This window comes from Liquorilactobacillus satsumensis DSM 16230 = JCM 12392 (assembly GCF_001435195.1).
GTDB lineage: Bacteria > Bacillota > Bacilli > Lactobacillales > Lactobacillaceae > Liquorilactobacillus > Liquorilactobacillus satsumensis.
This window is the reverse complement of sequence record NZ_AZFQ01000036.1, coordinates 213494-228801: the sequence shown is the minus strand read 5'-3', so window position 1 is coordinate 228801 and position 15308 is coordinate 213494. Positions and strand designations below refer to the sequence as shown.

The following is a 15308-nucleotide window of genomic DNA, read 5'->3' as shown; positions in this document are numbered from 1 at the left end:
ATGATAAATTATAATTATTGACAAATAGCTAGGAGGAACGTTATGAAAAAGACAATAATTTTTGATGCTTATGGGACCCTAATTGATCTAAATGCTGTCACAGACCAGTTTTCCAACAAGTTAGGTTCCTTAACAAAAGATTTTAATGATCTCTGGCGAAAAAAGCAATTAGAATACGCGTGGCTTATTTCGCAACAAGATCCCACATTCTACCTGAATTTTTGGGATTTAACGAAGAAAGCGCTCGACTATACTTTTGAGTTCTTTAATATTAAAGATTCTCATTTACGACAAGAAATGCTGCTCTCTTATCAAATTGCGCCTTTGTTTCCTGACACGCTTAAAGTATTGCAAAAATTAACAGCTGAAAATAAAAAAATTGTAATTTTAACAAACGCAACTCCCGAAATGATCACTCCCATTTTGCAAAAGACGGGCATCGATCAATTCATTAGTAACATTTTTTCGGCTGACACAGTCAAAAAATATAAACCAACGGCAAGTGTCTATGGTTTAATTGCCGCTAAAGAAGAGGCGCGTAATTACACATTTGTCTCTTCCAATGCTTGGGATATTTACGGCGCCACTAGTTATGGCTTTAACACAACTTGGATTAATAGAACCAGAGCGCCTTTTGAAAATTTACCATTTGCGCCTGTCACCGAGGTTGATTCATTGGAGCAGTTACTTCGTTAACCTCTCATTCACCAACGATGTGCAACGCGCAAACTAAGGAGAGTGTGACATAAGTCGGGAAAATTTTGAGTGCTAACTCGAAATTACGAACATAGCGAGTACTTTGCTATGAGTAATTCGCAGTTAGACGGAGAATTTTGACTTATGGAACACGTTTATCCGGAATAAAAGAGGGGCGGTGACAAAATTTAACTTTTGTCACCGCCCCCTGTTCAAAATTTTCTAGTTAATAGAACCATAACTGTTTCGTCAACTACCTGTAACTCAGCTTTCAAAGCCTAATTCAGTAAGGTTCCAATTAACAGACAACCACCAAAAATAATTGCAAAAATCAAGAATCGGACTATCTGCCGCTTCTTTTTTGTTTTAGCTGCTGCTGCATTATCAAGGCGGCTAATTAACTTCGAAAAGTAGACTGTTGAAACGATGTTTAGCATAATAACCAAACTGATCAAAACTGTGGTTGGCAAAGACAGCTCCCCCAGCCAACTCTGGGCACAAACCACTAGTATTAAGAGCGAATTGGTAATAGAGACTGTCATTTGAATTTTCTTCATTGCATTCAAATCAGTTTTTTCCTTAAGATCTTTCACCATTTTAGAATCCTCCAATAAAATATTGTCTAAGGATAAATGATATAAAGAAGCTAACCGAATCAAACTATCAATGTCAGGAAATGAATGTCCATTTTCCCAATTAGAAATTGACTTTTGCGAAACAAAGATTTCTGCAGCAACCTGTGCTTGTGTCAACTTTAATTTTTTTCGCTCACTCTTTAAGATTTGATTGATTTCCATTTATCCTCACCTTTAATTTTAGTTTCATTTTGAACTGGCTACTATCCAAGATAGTTCATAATAACCTAAAAGACGATAGAAAGATCTTACTAAAGTTAAGCTGACACCATTTTTACACTCAAACTTTCTATTCTATGCTAGACCAGTGACCCCAAAAAGTAGCCGCTAAAAATTAAGAGCCCACCACCTAAGTAACTAAACAGCAAGTAGCTGGTCCCGGTGTGGACATGCTGGTTATTGAATAAACCAAGGACTTCCGTATTTAAAGTTGAAAAAGTTGTAAAACCGCCTACTATACCTGTTCCTAAAAATGCAAAAGAAACTTGAGTCAGATGCAAGCCAAAGATAAACCCGAGTAAAAAGGCCCCGCTTAAGTTAATCAAAAATGTCGCCAGCGGCCAGTTCTGACGATAACGCCGTTTAACGTTTCTGGTCACTTCAAAACGTAATAACGATCCAATCGCTGAGCCTAATCCAACTAAATAAATCATCGCTGCCGCCTCCTAACCAACTTTTTTCCTAGACTGGTTCCGCAAAAAGCTCCACAATAAGCACAAAGCAGCCCGCCTAAAATGCTGATTACCAAGTATAGCACCGCTTCTCCTGTGGTGTGTTGGAGAATCATCTTTAAGAGATCAAGATTATAGCTGGAAAATGTTGTGTAAGAACCGATTAATCCAGTTCCTAGACCGATTGTTAACCATTCTGAAAAATTCTTAAAGGTCAAAAAGAAATAAGTCAGACAAGCCAATAAAAAACATCCACTTAAATTAACTACGACTGTTCCACTAAAACCTAACCACGTTGTAAAAAAATAGCGTAAACACCCGCCTCCAAAAGCAAAGCAGATGACACTAACATCATTTTTTAAATTCTCTTTCATTCTTTCTCCCACCCCGATAGCTTGTTCTTCAAAATAATTGCTTGCTTCTTATCAGTTAATAACTGATTGCTTCATTGCTAATCCCCCTCAGGTTTATTTGCTTGCAAGAGAGACAAAAAAAGACACCTACCCCCATGCAAGCAGGTAGGTGTTATCAATCTTTCGATAGTTATCCGCGAACACCATCACGTTTTATTACCATTTATTATGCAGGTTAAAAATTTAAATGTCAATGTCATTAAGTAGTGGTTGCTACGCATAAACCGCTTCAGCAAGTTGCAAAAAGTTCCGCATGATTTGTTGGCCCACTGCATGCTCAGTCATAATTGATTCAGGATGAAATTGCAGCCCATAAACCTGCTTAACATCGTCTGCAATTGCCATAATGCTACCATCTTGACTTTCGGCCGTGATTTTTAGAGCCGAAGCGAGGCTATTGCGCTCAAGTACCAAAGAATGATACCGTGCCCCAGTGAAGCTTTCAGGACAACCCGCAAAAAGATTATCCGGGTGAGTTAAATGAATCGATGATGATTTCCCATGCATCAGTTGTTTAGCGTGAACAACCTTGGTGCCATAGACTTCGCCGATTGCTTGGTGACCTAAGCAAATTCCTAAGATCGGAATGTGTCCAATGAAGGCACGCAGGTAATTTTCCATCTGCCCTGCATCCTGTGGGCGCCCCGGTCCGGGTGAGAAAATTAGGCTTTGTGGTTTGCGTTCCTTTAACTGCGCAACGGTCAACTCGTCGTTTTTGATTACTTTAACAGTTTCGTTAGTTAAAGTCCCGACCATTTGATACAAATTATAGGTAAAACTATCGTAATTATCAATCAAATAATGCATCGACTGCTACCTCCTCAGTGGTATTTACTGCTGCAAGTGCCTTTTTCACAGCAGCTGCTTTATTATTGAATTCTTGATATTCATGTTTCGCGACACTGTCCGCTACAATTCCTGCACCTGAATGGACCACTAAATGTTCCGCTTTGCGATAAGCCAGCCTGATTCCAATACACATATCCAAATCCCCATCGAATCCCAAATAACCAAGACAGCCGCCGTAAAGACCCCGTTTACGTTTCTCAAGCTGTGCAATGATCTGCATCGCAGAAATTTTGGGAGCACCCGAAAGTGTTCCTGCGGGTAGCACTGCTTTAACAATCTCAGTTGCAGTTGTTTTGGGTGCAACAGTACTCTCAATCGTTGAACCTAAATGCATCACGTTGGCAAATTTTAAGAGTTTGCGTACTCCAGTTACCTGAACAGTGCCAAATTTACTGACCCGCCCCAAATCGTTTCTTCCCAGATCAATCAGCATGTTATGCTCTGAAAGTTCCTTGGGATCGTGATATAACTCTTGTGCAAAAGCTGCATCCTGGGCAGCTGTTGCACCGCGTCTGCGTGTTCCAGCTAATGGATATGCGAACAGTTGCTGTCCGTTTTTGCCAACCAAAGTTTCTGGCGAGGCTCCGACCACTTCAAAATCTGCATGCTGAAAATAGAATTCATATGGTGAAGGGCAATCAGTGAAAAGCCGCGGAGCAACTGCTAATAAGGAGCCTCGCATGCTTGTTTCCTGCATATTCGAGAGAATTAACTGGAAAATATCTCCATCTTTAATCCTGCGTCGCACCTCTTCGACATGCTGTTCGAATTCTGCTAAAGAAAAATGCATTTTAAGTTTTCCCATTGAAAAAGTTGGTAAATCCGAATCTAGGTGTAAATGCAAGATTTTTTCTTTCAAAGTACGTAAATCTTCAAGAACTGCGCGATACTTTGTGGGAGTGATCTGCGTTGAGACTATTCGACTTAGCGTAATTTCTTTTTTGCGGTGATCATAGACAATCACTTGATCTAATAATAATAGGTCTGCATCTGGGAGTTCGAGTGGATCGGTCACATCTGCAAAATGAGCAGAGGTGGCAGTCTTAGCATAATCATAACTAAAATAACCGGCCAGACCGCCAAGAAAGGGAGGTAACTCTGGAATGTGCGGTGTTTGGTATTTGGCTAAGACCTGCTCAAGGACTTTTGAAAAAGGCACCTCATGCTTAACCTGCTGTCCTTTCGGGGTATTAATTGTCACCATTTCAGCATGCATTTGATAACTTCTTTGCGGAGAAATCCCCAAGTATGTGTACTTTTCATCTTTTTCAGTCGTACGCGTCAATAAAAAACATGGCACATGTTCCTTTCTGAAACTATTAATTACTTGGATTGCTGCAAAAGACTCCATCTTAAACTGGATTGTCACCGGAACAGCTGGAAAATCGTGATACTTCTCTAATTCTGCAATCATCTTAGACACACCTTTCTATATTTTGAGCATAAAAAAAGTCCTTAGGAATGCTTTAGCATTCTTAAGGACGAATATTTTCGCGGTACCACCTTAATTTGACACCAATCCAACAGTCGTTGACTAAATAAGACTATTAAAACTGGTAATCACACTCTTAGCGAAGTGCCAACACACTCCCGACAACTGACGTATGTCTGACGTCTTTCCGTACTCACACTTGTTTTCGGAAAAGCCCTCTGCGGTCCATTTAACTGCCTGCGTTCGGTCACACTCCCAGCTTCGGTGACTCTCTTAACGTGCACAACAATCTTGATCTCCGCATCAACGGTTTAAGATTACTATTAAAATATCATTATTAAAATTATTAGTTGTAGTCTACACCAGAATTTCCGTTCTGTAAATATCTAATTAAAAACAAGGTCGTAAAATTTTCAAAAAATTGAAAACCAACTTTTTTTCACAATAGTTTTCATTAATTTGCAAAAACTTGTTTCTTTATCTTATTTTTCAGTGTACAATTTTAACAGATTGCTTATAAAAAATTTAAAAATACTTATTGTTTTTTAACCTGTAAACTATGCTTGAGGTGAACGACTTGCAAAAATCAACAACTTTGTCTCCTAAAACCGTCACATTTCTGAGTGTTATGCTGATGATTTTCACATCAACTTTTGCTTTTGATAATACTTCAATTGCTTATTACACTATGGGCTATGCTGGAATCGTCTGGTACATCTTGGCAGCACTCTTATTTTTCGTACCATCTTCACTGATGTTTGCCGAATTTGGAGCCGCCTTTCATAACGAACCTGGTGGTGTTTATGCTTGGCTTGAAAATTCCTTGGGCATCAAATGGGCCTTTATTGGCGGATTTGTCTGGATTGCATCCTGGATTATTTTAATTGTTTCCACCGTTTCAAAAATATGGATTATGCTTTCAACTACCTTATCCGGCGCAGACCAAACCAGTACCTGGCATTTTGGAAACCTGGACTCAACTACTACCTTGGGCCTGATTAGCATTCTCTTTTTTTGCTTTGTAACTTTCATTTCGACCAAAGGAATTGAAAAAATTGTGCACCTGGCTTCAATTGGCGGTCTAGCGGCAGTTGCTATCACACTTTTCTTTTTTGCTGCAAGCCTGTTTGTCCTATGTCTTAATCATTTTCAATTAGCAGAACCGATTTCATTACCTAAAAGCCTGCTGGTTTCACCACGCAAAAGTTATCAGTCAGTTAGCCAGACGGTCTCATTTGTTATTTTTGCAGTTTATGCTTTTGCGGGCATTGAAGCTCTCGGTGGTGTTTCTGATCGTATGAAAAATGCAAAGCGTAATTTTGCATTTGCAATGGCTCTCGGTGCGATCTTAATTACCGTTATTTATGCCCTCTTTATTTTCATGTGGGGAGCTTCTGCCAATTGGACAAAAACTTTTACTGCTTCTTCAGTTAATCTTGGGAATACAACCTACGTGCTGATGAGTAATCTTGGGCGCACTATGGCACTTTCGTTAGGTTTAAAATCGGCGGCACCGGCCTTTAGTTTTTGGTGTGCCCGTTTTGCAGCATTAATGATGTTACTGAGCTATTGTGGTTCTTTTTTCGTAATTGCCTTTATGCCAATCAAGTCATTTATTCTTGGTACTCCTAAAAAATTGTGGCCAGCTTTTTTGACAAAGCTAAATCATTTTCAGATGCCTGCAAATGCAATGTGGGCACAAGCCTTGCTTGTCAGTATCCTTTTAGCTTTGACTTCATTTGGCGGCAAAAGTGCGGTAAGTTTTTATAATGTCTTAACTTTGATGGATAATATTTCTTCTACCCTGCCCTATCTATTTTTAGTCACGGCCTTTGCTTTCTTCAAAGCTAAATATTCATTTAATGAAACCGAGATTGTTTTTTTCAAGCATCAATGGAGTACCTTAATCGTCGTTTGTTTGACAGATGCACTCTTACTTGTGGGAGTTGGCGCAACAGTTATTTCTGCGGTTAGTGCACACCAATACTGGGACCTTTTCTTAGAAATTATTGGACCGTTGTTGTTTGGTCTGATTGGTTATACTCTTTACCGGTTGTACCGCACCAAGGTGAAACATTCCCAAGCTTAAACGAGCGGAACTTTAAAACAGACATTTTTAAAATCAATACTTATACAAACGGCGAACTACTTTGGTCAATTGCAGACTTCCTAGTAGTTCGCCGTTTATCTTTAACTGATGGCGTTAACTTTAATGTTGAATAAAACTATAACCTACGCCAATATGAGTCTGAATATACTTCGGTGAGTTTGCGGTTGGTTCTAGCGCCTTCCTTAACCCAGCAATTGCTACACGTAGCGAAGTCGTATCATCTAATGGCTTATCCTGCCAGAGAACACGCATTAGATAGCCATGTGTCAGCACTTTAGCTGTGTTGGCAGCCAACAGGCATAGTAATTTATAATTTGTCTCCGTTAAAGCCAAGGGTTTGGCATTCAGATAGGCAGTTCTGCCTAAAAAATCAATTTTTAGAGCGCCATTCACGTAACTGCGCTGTTGTGCAGCACTATCTGCAACTACTTGCCTGCGTCTCAATGCAACTCGAATACGCGCCAGCATCTCATTAACGGAAAAGGGCTTAACTAGATAATCGTCTGCCCCTTCATCAAGTGCACTAATCTTATCTTCTTCTTCACTGTGTGCTGAAATCACAATTATTGGAGTCTGATTAATTGCTCGGACCTGTTTGATGACTTCAATTCCATCCATGTCAGGCAATCCTAAATCAAGTAAAATTACCTCTGGTTGAAAAAGTGAGAAAACACTTAACGCATCATTCCCTGTTTTACTCCACTCATACACATAATGATTGGCTTTTAAAGTCATTGTAATCAATCTGCCAACCTCATGATCATCTTCTACAGCAAGTATGCGAATTTTACTCATCTTTGTCCCTCCATAATGGTAATGTGAAAAAGAAACGGACTCCCTTTGGTTGCACATTCTCGACTTCTAAGCGCCCTCCACAAGCCGCTATTATCGATTTGCAAAGCGCCAACCCGATCCCCATTCCTTTGCGACCAGCATAGATGGAATTTCCTGAATAAAACAATTCAAAAATCTTAGTCATCGCCTGTTCATCAATATGCGGTCCATCATTGTAAATACTAATCTGCGCACGTCCATTGGCGGTCGAATTAGCTGTCAGAATAATTTTAGAACCGGTTGGCGTATATTGAATTGCATTATTAATGATATTTATGAGTACTTGGGTGATTAACTGTCCATCCGTATCTAATATCAACATCTGCGATTCAATTTTAGTCTCAAGGGTGTGTTTTACAGCATTCGCACTCAAATGACTGAGTGCTGCTTGGAAAATATCTTCTACTAGTTCTGGTCTGCGTTTAACCTTGAGACTTCCTTCATCAACCTTGGTCATCGCCAGTAGATTTTCAACCAGATTGATTAACCAGGTAGCATCATTATAAATCGAATGGTATAGCTCTTTTCGCTGCGTCTCTTCTAACTCATATTCACTATGCAGTAAAATATCAGCATTCCCAGAAATCGTAGTCAAAGGTGTGCGCAAATCATGCGAGATCCCGCGTAACAAATTAGCTCGCAATTTTTCCTGTCGTGCCAGCGCTTCGCCTTCGTTTTTTTGCTTAAGATTTTTAATTCTTAAAACAGCCTGTTCGCATTCATCACAGATAGAATAGGCTAAATCCAGTGTAAAGGAATCCGGATGCACACTTTTTTTAAGACCTAATGAAACAACTGCCAATGCATAACGCGGTTCTTCCGGATCATTAAGCGGAAGGTGCAGATAGTCTGCTTTGGGCAAAGTATCTGTCCCAAACCCTGCTCTTTTGCGATTACGCAATACCCACAATACGATTGCCTGTTCGGCCGTGGTAATGGTTGTTGCCTGGTTGTCTTTGCCATCTCCAAAAAAATGTGGCATACTCAAATTTTCTTGATTACCGGGAAAAATACAAACTGGACACTTTAAAAGTTCACGCAGTTGTTCCCCTGTCACCTGATAGATTTCTGCAAGACTAGGGGAGCGTTGCAGGAGCCGATTTGTTTTTAGTAATATTTCAGTACGATACGCTCTTTGGGCATCTAAAATGCCTTGTTTTCTAAGCTTTGTAGTCCACGAACTACTCAAAAAGGCGACTAAAAACATGACTACAAAAGTCAAAAGATTATTGGGGCTGCTCTGAAAAGAAGCAAGTGGTTGCGTAAACAGAAAATCATAGAGTAACAGCATTGCAAACGAGTAAAAGAGCGAATACCGTTTACCATGAGTCACAAGCGCATTTATCATGACTCCCAGAATATAAAGCAACACAATATTAACGTCATTGGACCCGATTTCCTTTAAAAGAAGTCCGAGAAAACTACATCCCGTTAAAATCGCAAAAGTTTTCAATAGATCTGAAAGGTTGGCAACTTGATTAAGGGATACACTAAAAAGCTTTTTTCTTTTTTTTCGGTGCTTCTTTTCTGTAATCACAAACTTATCAATTTCAGGAATCAGTGTATTGAGCTGTTCAACTATGTCCTCGCGCCATAGCTCTTCTAGCCAAGTTGTCTGACTGGCACCCAAGACAATTTTCGAAATTTCTTTTTCCTTGGCGTATTCTGCAATCAGCTCTCCTTTTTGCGCACCATACAAGGTTGCTACTTTTGCGCCTAAAAGTTCCGCCAAGCGAATGTTTTCAGTTAATTGCTGACTATGCGCTGTTTCATCCTGATCGTCACTAATATATATTCCACTTAATTCACAACTAAAAGCATGCGCCAATTGCGCTGCTGTTCGAATCACTCGCCGATTACTAGGTGCACCTGAGATACAAACTAAAAGGCGCTCGCTTGCTTTTTTTCTATGAGCAAGTCTCATTGTCATTTTACGCAGTGCTAGTTCACGCAGGTACGTCAGATTATTCATTTTGAAAAAATTATTTAAGGCTTTACGTGCATGCACAGTTGAATAGATCTTGCCCAGCTGCAGTCGCATTGTCAAATCTTTAGGTTCCAAATCAACAAGTTTGATCTCATCGGCATTATCAAAAATATAATCCGGAACGGTCTCAGTCACAGCTACATGCAACAAATTATCAATAACGCTGTTTAAACTCTCTAAATGCTGCACATTCAAAGTTGAATAAACATTGATCCCTGCATTAAGAAGTTCCGCAATGTCTTGATACCTTTTTGAATGTTTTTGATCGTCTACATTAGAATGTGCAAGTTCATCAACTAAAATGAAAGTTGGTTTTCTTTTAAGCGCAGCTTCCAAATCAAATTCATTAACTTGAAGTCCTTGATGCTGCACACGTTTTGGAGGAAGCTGTTCCAAACCCTCTGCTAGCTGTGCTGTCTCTGGGCGGTCATGCGGTTCCAAGTAGCCGATTACAACATCATAACCCTCATTTTTGAGTTCGCGTGCTTCTTCTAGCATTGCAAAAGTTTTTCCGACACCTGCAGCATAGCCAAAGAAGATCTTTAGCCTTCCTCTTTTGCCGCGCTCTTTAGCTTGGGTTTTCTTAATTTGTGCTAAAAGATTCTGCGTACTTGAATCTTCCTGCATGAACACCACCTCCCTTAAACTCAAGCCTACCACAGCTTGTCTGAAAAATAAAAATTAGCTCTTTATTTTATCAAGCGCCAAGTTGACCTGTAAAACATTGACCCTTGCCGCTCCCAAAATTCCTCCTGTTTTCTGAGAGGTGTACTTGGAAATTACTTTCTGAACTGTTTTAGCTGAAAGCGAGCGTGCACGTGCAATTCGTTCGACTTGATAAGCCGCGGCTTGTGGTGAAATCTCTGGATCTAGACCGCTGCCAGAAGTTGTCACTAACTCCGCAGGAACATTTTTTTGATTATTTAAAGCTCCAATGACTGCAGCACGTTGCTTAACTTGGGTCCGTAATTCCGTGCTGGTTTGTGAGAGATTTGAAATTGTTCCATAAGCTACGCGTCCTTGAGTGCTCTTAAAACTCGTAGTATCTAAAATCATATTTCGGCCCCAGAGGTATTTCTTCGCTGTAAAAGGTTGTGCTAAAAGCTCAGAGCCAACCTTTTGCCCCTTAGAATTAGTAATTAAACTCCCATTGGCTTGCTTATTAAAAAACAGCTGCCCCAAAAGTGTAACTAGTAACGTATAGCATACACACAATACAACCACTGTTAGTAAGATTCCTACAGAATCCTTAAGTGCTCGTCTCATTTGTAATCCTCTCCTTTTATAAAAGTCCTAGCAGTAAAGAAACACACAGATCAATGGCTTTAATGGCGATAAAAGGAATCACCAGTCCACCAATCCCATAGACAAGCAGATTATGATTCAATAACTGTTTTGCAGCTACTTCGCGATATTTAACTCCTTTGAGTGCTAGTGGAATTAATGCGACAATGATCAGTGCATTAAAGATTAAAGCTGACAGAATTGCACTTGTAGGACTGCTGAGTCGCATAATATTTAGTACCTGCAATTGTGGGTAGAGATTCATAAAGATTGCAGGAATAATCGCAAAATATTTTGAAATATCGTTGGCAATCGAAAAAGTTGTTAAACTGCCGCGTGTCATTAACAGCTGCTTGCCAATCTTCACAATTTCAAGCAACTTTGTGGGTGATGAATCAAGATCAACCATGTTGCCAGCTTCCTTAGCCGCCTGAGTTCCTGAGTTCATCGCAACTGCTACGTCAGCTTGCGCCAAAGCAGGCGCATCGTTAGTTCCGTCACCCGTCATGGCAACTAAATGACCTTTGGCCTGAAATTCACGGATTGTTTTTAATTTGCTTTCTGGTGTAGCTTGTGCCAAAAAGTCATCAACACCGGCTTCTGCAGCGATTGCAGCTGCGGTAACAGGATTATCACCGGTAATCATAATTGTTTGAATCCCCATCTTCCTTAAATCTGCAAATTTTTCTTTAACACCCTTTTTTATAATATCTTTAAGATAGATCACACCGTAGACTTCATGATCGCGCGTCACAACTAAAGGTGTCCCACCTTTTTTAGAAATATCTTCAACGACCTGTTTACAAGCAGTGCTATACTTTTGACCAGCAGCTTGGACATATTGAGCCACATTGTCTGCCGCACCTTTACGAATCTCAATCCCCGCATAATCGACGCCACTCATTTTTGTTTGAGCTGTAAATGGAACAAACTTGAAATGCTGATCGTTGATTGTTCGACCCCGCAAACCATAAAGTTTTTTAGCCAAAACAACAATTGAACGACCTTCAGGAGTTTCATCGGCTAAAGATGCCAGTTGTGCGATATCTGCGACTTCACTTTCCGCATGACCATCAACCGGGATAAATTCAGCTGCACGTCTATTTCCTAGCGTTATTGTTCCTGTCTTATCTAACAGGAGAACATCAACATCTCCAGCTGCTTCAATCGCACGTCCACTCATTGCTAATACATTCGCCTGATTTAAGCGACTCATCCCTGCAATTCCGATTGCAGAAAGCAAAGCACCGATGGTTGTGGGTGCCAAACACACGAGCAAGGCTACCAACCAGATAATCGAAATCGGATTTTTCACCCCTAAAATAGAGGCTGATAATGCTGAATAGGTAAACAAGGAAGCCGTTACCAGCAAGAAAATGAGTGAAAGTGCCACCAGTAATATCTCAAGTGCAATCTCATTGGGTGTCTTTTTCCGATTGGCACCTTCAACCATGCCGATCATCTTATCGAGAAAGCTTTTCCCAGGTTCTTGCGTGACCTTAATAATTAACCAATCCGATAACACTGTAGTTCCGCCAGTTACAGCAGAACGATCCCCGCCGGCTTCCCGAATCACAGGTGCGGATTCTCCTGTAATTGCGCTCTCATCAACAGAAGCTGCTCCTTCAATCACTTCTCCATCTGCCGGAATTTGTTCGTTTGCATTAACTAAAATATAATCATTTTTAACTAAAGAAGCACTGTCGGCATCAACTGTTTTTTTGTGAGTTATCCCATCCACTTTATGGGCCACAACATTTTTACGTGCTGCTTTTAAGGACTCAGCCTGTGCTTTGCCGCGTCCTTCTGCGACTGCTTCTGCAAAATTTGAAAATAAACACGTTAACCACAAGATCACTGCCACTGAGAAAATAAAACCACTCGTTACAATCCCATCTTTAATATTGAAAAGCGAGTATCCGAGGAGCAATGTAGTCAACAATGCAGAAATATAGACAAGAAACATGACCGGATTTTTAATTTCATCACGTGGAGCAAGTTTTAAAAACGATTCCTTTAAAGCTGCAATTAACATTGATTTATCAAGCATTTTATTTTTTCCTTTTTGTTCTTCCATGAGGATTCCCCCTTAACTAATGACTCGCCAGAAAATCAGCTATTGGTCCCAGAGCCAGGGCTGGAAAGAAGCTCAAGACTCCAATAATAAGAATTACGATTAGTAAAAGGACCACAAAAACTGTATTTGTAGTCGACAAAGTTCCGCTAGTAGTGGCTGTCATCTTTTGCTGTGCCATTCTCCCGGCAATTACCAATAAAGCTATGATTGGCAAGAAACGCGCTAATAGCATTACCAGGCCCAATGCAATATTAAAAGTCGTGGTGTTAGCACTAAAGCCACCGAAAGCAGATCCATTATTTCCCCCAGCTGACGAAAATGCGTAGAGAAACTCAGAAAATCCATGTGCCCCAGCATTTGTTAAGCTCTTAACAGTATCTGGGAAAACGGCGGTGATGCCACTTCCTATCAAAATTGCCAAAGGAGTTGCTAAACAAGCTAAAACTGCCATCCGCATTTCTTTTGGTCCAATCTTCTTCCCTAAATATTCTGGGGTCCGACCTACCATCAAACTGGCAATGAAAACCGTTAAAATCACAAATCCTAGCATGCCGTACAAACCAGAGCCCACACCACCAAAAGCAACTTCACCAATTTGCATCAGCATCATTGCAATCATTCCACCGATTGCTGAAAAGCTATCCAAGGAAGCATTTACAGACCCTGTACTAGTTGCTGTCGTTATTACTGACCATAATGACGAAAGTGTCACTCCAAAACGTGTTTCTTTTCCTTCCAGATTAAGGTTGCCAATATGTGCCAGCGAAATCCCCTTTTGTTCTGCCAAGCCATTAATAACTAAGGCAGTAGCTAACAGCACAAACATTGTTACAAAAATTGTGATTCCTTCCTTTTTCTTTTTCAAGGAATATCCAAAAGTAAAACAAAGTGCCATTGGCAGCAATAGCATCGCAGTAATCTGGACCAGATTTGAAAGCGGATTGGGATTCTCAAAAGGATGGGCCGAATTAGCACCTAAAACCCCACCACCATTGGTTCCAAGTTGCTTAATGGCAACTTGACTGGCCTGCGCATAAAGCGGCACTTCTTCTCGAGTCACAATTGTTGCGTTTGTGATTTTCTTGCCATTGACTGTAACTACTTTATTCTTTTCATCAATGTGCGCGTTCATGATTGGAGCCCCGTCTTGATTAACTGCCACCGGCTGTACCAATTCAACTGTGCGTGACCCACTTAAGGTCTGAGGAACTCCCGTTGACACTAATACTAGGGAAATTACGAAACTCAAAGGCAGTAAAACATATAATAAAATCCGGATAATATCTTTCCAGAAATTACCAATCAACTTCACAGAGGTGCGCTTGAGCCCTCTGATTAAAGCAAATAGCACTGCAATCCCGACGGCAGCAGAAATGAAATTCTGTACCGTTAATCCAACTATTTGCGAAAAGTTGGATAAGGCAAATTCGCCAGAATAACTTTGCCAATTCGTGTTGGTCACAAATGAGGCTGCTGTGTTAAAGGCTAAAGACCATGACATGCCCGCAAAATGCTGCGAATTTAATGGTAAGTAATTCTGAAATTTCAATACTAACATTAAAAAGATAAAACCGATCGCTGAAAAACTTAGCAGATTGAGTGTATATTTTTTCCAATCCATTTCCGCTTGATCAATCCGAAACCAACGATAGATTTTACCTTCGACAGGAGCCAAGAACTTTGTCATAAAAGTCTTTTCCCCCAATACTAACTTACTCATAAAAATTCCCAGCGGAATCGCTAGCACTAATGGCAATATTAAATATGGCAAATACTGTAATAACATCTTCATCTGTCTTCCTCCTTCAACAGCACGTAACCAAGATAGATAAATAAACCAAGTGTTACAAGTACGGTTGTGAAAATAATCATCTTCATCTTCTCCTTTATTATTTTCTATCACGTAATATAACAAATTTACTGTTAAAGCAGTGTTAATCTTCCACCTCAGATGTTAATTCCGTGTTAAAGCACTGCTGGTCAAAAAAGCGAGCGGGACAAAAGGCATTTAGTTGGCAGAAATTAACAGCGTCAGGCGGATAATTCAGGGATTAGATTGTTTGGTTTACGGGGTTAAGTGCAGCCAACTGTCTTTTGGTACACATTTCAGCACTAGCTGTTTAGAAATCAAGAACACAAAAAAGGGGCCGTGACAAAAGTTAAATTTTGTCACAGCCTCTTTTTTATTCCGGATCGAAGTGTTCCATAAGTCAAAATTTTCCGTCTAACTTCGAATTACTCATAGCAAATTACTCGCTATGTTCATAATTTCGAGTTAGCATTCAAATTTTCCCGACTTATGTCACACTCTCTTTAATTT

Annotated in this window: 13 protein-coding genes and 1 riboswitch; of the genes, 2 read left to right on the top strand and 11 right to left on the bottom strand. The window is 40.1% G+C overall.

The window, feature by feature from the left end; all coding sequences use genetic code 11:
• The first annotated feature begins 42 nt into the window (after positions 1-42).
• Positions 43-696, top strand: a complete 654-nt coding sequence (locus FD50_RS05905; protein ID WP_054757755.1) for a haloacid dehalogenase type II — start codon at positions 43-45, stop codon at positions 694-696.
• A gap of 278 nt (positions 697-974) precedes the next feature.
• On the opposite strand, the gene FD50_RS05900 is transcribed toward FD50_RS05905, so the two are convergent.
• The 5 genes from FD50_RS05900 to FD50_RS05880 all read right to left on the bottom strand — a co-directional run bounded on the left by FD50_RS05900 (position 975) and on the right by FD50_RS05880 (position 4678).
• Complete coding sequence (locus FD50_RS05900; RefSeq protein ID WP_056960785.1) at positions 975-1493, bottom strand: helix-turn-helix domain-containing protein; 519 nt, start codon at positions 1491-1493, stop codon at positions 975-977.
• A 137-nt stretch (positions 1494-1630) separates the two neighbouring features.
• Positions 1631-1984, bottom strand: coding sequence for a fluoride efflux transporter CrcB (gene crcB / locus FD50_RS05895; protein ID WP_054756945.1), 354 nt, complete (start codon positions 1982-1984; stop codon positions 1631-1633).
• A complete protein-coding gene (locus FD50_RS05890; protein WP_054756942.1) occupies positions 1981-2376 on the bottom strand; it encodes a fluoride efflux transporter FluC in 396 nt (131 codons plus the stop codon). Before FD50_RS05890 ends, crcB begins: the two co-directional genes overlap by 4 nt.
• Positions 2377-2514: 138 nt before the next feature.
• A riboswitch (Fluoride riboswitch) is annotated at positions 2515-2575 on the bottom strand.
• A 53-nt stretch (positions 2576-2628) separates the two neighbouring features.
• Positions 2629-3222 (bottom strand): anthranilate synthase component II, encoded by a 594-nt coding sequence (locus tag FD50_RS05885; protein ID WP_056960784.1) that lies wholly within the window; start codon positions 3220-3222, stop codon positions 2629-2631.
• Positions 3206-4678: an anthranilate synthase component I family protein gene (locus FD50_RS05880; protein WP_056960783.1), complete on the bottom strand. Its 1473-nt coding sequence runs from the start codon at positions 4676-4678 to the stop codon at positions 3206-3208. Before FD50_RS05880 ends, FD50_RS05885 begins: the two co-directional genes overlap by 17 nt.
• 595 nt (positions 4679-5273) lie before the next feature.
• Here FD50_RS05880 and yjeM point away from each other — a divergent pair.
• Positions 5274-6785 carry a glutamate/gamma-aminobutyrate family transporter YjeM gene (yjeM, locus tag FD50_RS05875; protein ID WP_228888067.1) on the top strand — a complete coding sequence of 504 codons (1512 nt, stop codon included), beginning with the start codon at positions 5274-5276 and terminating at the stop codon, positions 6783-6785.
• A gap of 120 nt (positions 6786-6905) precedes the next feature.
• On the opposite strand, the gene FD50_RS05870 is transcribed toward yjeM, so the two are convergent.
• From FD50_RS05870 to FD50_RS13065, 6 genes are read right to left on the bottom strand one after another with little or no spacing between them, the layout of a single operon-like run.
• Positions 6906-7601 (bottom strand): response regulator transcription factor, encoded by a 696-nt coding sequence (locus FD50_RS05870; protein WP_056960781.1) that lies wholly within the window; start codon positions 7599-7601, stop codon positions 6906-6908.
• On the bottom strand, positions 7594-10254 hold the full coding sequence (locus FD50_RS05865) for a sensor histidine kinase (protein WP_056960780.1): 2661 nt from the start codon (positions 10252-10254) through the stop codon (positions 7594-7596). Before FD50_RS05865 ends, FD50_RS05870 begins: the two co-directional genes overlap by 8 nt.
• Positions 10255-10308: 54 nt before the next feature.
• Positions 10309-10893 (bottom strand): potassium-transporting ATPase subunit KdpC, encoded by a 585-nt coding sequence (kdpC, locus tag FD50_RS05860; RefSeq protein ID WP_056960779.1) that lies wholly within the window; start codon positions 10891-10893, stop codon positions 10309-10311.
• 16 nt (positions 10894-10909) lie between these two features.
• A complete protein-coding gene (kdpB, locus tag FD50_RS05855; RefSeq protein WP_056960778.1) occupies positions 10910-12988 on the bottom strand; it encodes a potassium-transporting ATPase subunit KdpB in 2079 nt (692 codons plus the stop codon).
• A gap of 16 nt (positions 12989-13004) precedes the next feature.
• The gene (gene kdpA, locus FD50_RS05850) at positions 13005-14780 is read right to left on the bottom strand and encodes a potassium-transporting ATPase subunit KdpA (RefSeq protein WP_056960777.1); all 1776 of its coding nucleotides are present in this window, start codon (positions 14778-14780) and stop codon (positions 13005-13007) included.
• Positions 14777-14860 carry a potassium-transporting ATPase subunit F gene (locus FD50_RS13065; protein ID WP_369440881.1) on the bottom strand — a complete coding sequence of 28 codons (84 nt, stop codon included), beginning with the start codon at positions 14858-14860 and terminating at the stop codon, positions 14777-14779. Before FD50_RS13065 ends, kdpA begins: the two co-directional genes overlap by 4 nt.
• Positions 14861-15308 lie beyond the last annotated feature (448 nt).

Excerpts from the sequence above, each read along its gene's own strand:
- FD50_RS05890 (WP_054756942.1), bottom strand. The coding sequence starts at position 2,376 with ATGAAAGAGAATTTAAAAAATGATGTTAGTGTCATCTGCTTTGCTTTT.
- FD50_RS05900 (WP_056960785.1), bottom strand. The coding sequence starts at position 1,493 with ATGGAAATCAATCAAATCTTAAAGAGTGAGCGAAAAAAATTAAAGTTG.
- kdpB (WP_056960778.1), bottom strand. The coding sequence starts at position 12,988 with ATGGAAGAACAAAAAGGAAAAAATAAAATGCTTGATAAATCAATGTTA.
- FD50_RS05880 (WP_056960783.1), bottom strand. The coding sequence starts at position 4,678 with ATGATTGCAGAATTAGAGAAGTATCACGATTTTCCAGCTGTTCCGGTG.
- FD50_RS05865 (WP_056960780.1), bottom strand. The coding sequence starts at position 10,254 with ATGCAGGAAGATTCAAGTACGCAGAATCTTTTAGCACAAATTAAGAAA.
- kdpA (WP_056960777.1), bottom strand. The coding sequence starts at position 14,780 with ATGAAGATGTTATTACAGTATTTGCCATATTTAATATTGCCATTAGTG.
- FD50_RS13065 (WP_369440881.1), bottom strand. The coding sequence starts at position 14,860 with ATGATTATTTTCACAACCGTACTTGTAACACTTGGTTTATTTATCTAT.
- FD50_RS05870 (WP_056960781.1), bottom strand. The coding sequence starts at position 7,601 with ATGAGTAAAATTCGCATACTTGCTGTAGAAGATGATCATGAGGTTGGC.
- FD50_RS05885 (WP_056960784.1), bottom strand. The coding sequence starts at position 3,222 with ATGCATTATTTGATTGATAATTACGATAGTTTTACCTATAATTTGTAT.
- FD50_RS05905 (WP_054757755.1), top strand. The coding sequence starts at position 43 with ATGAAAAAGACAATAATTTTTGATGCTTATGGGACCCTAATTGATCTA.
- crcB (WP_054756945.1), bottom strand. The coding sequence starts at position 1,984 with ATGATTTATTTAGTTGGATTAGGCTCAGCGATTGGATCGTTATTACGT.
- kdpC (WP_056960779.1), bottom strand. The coding sequence starts at position 10,893 with ATGAGACGAGCACTTAAGGATTCTGTAGGAATCTTACTAACAGTGGTT.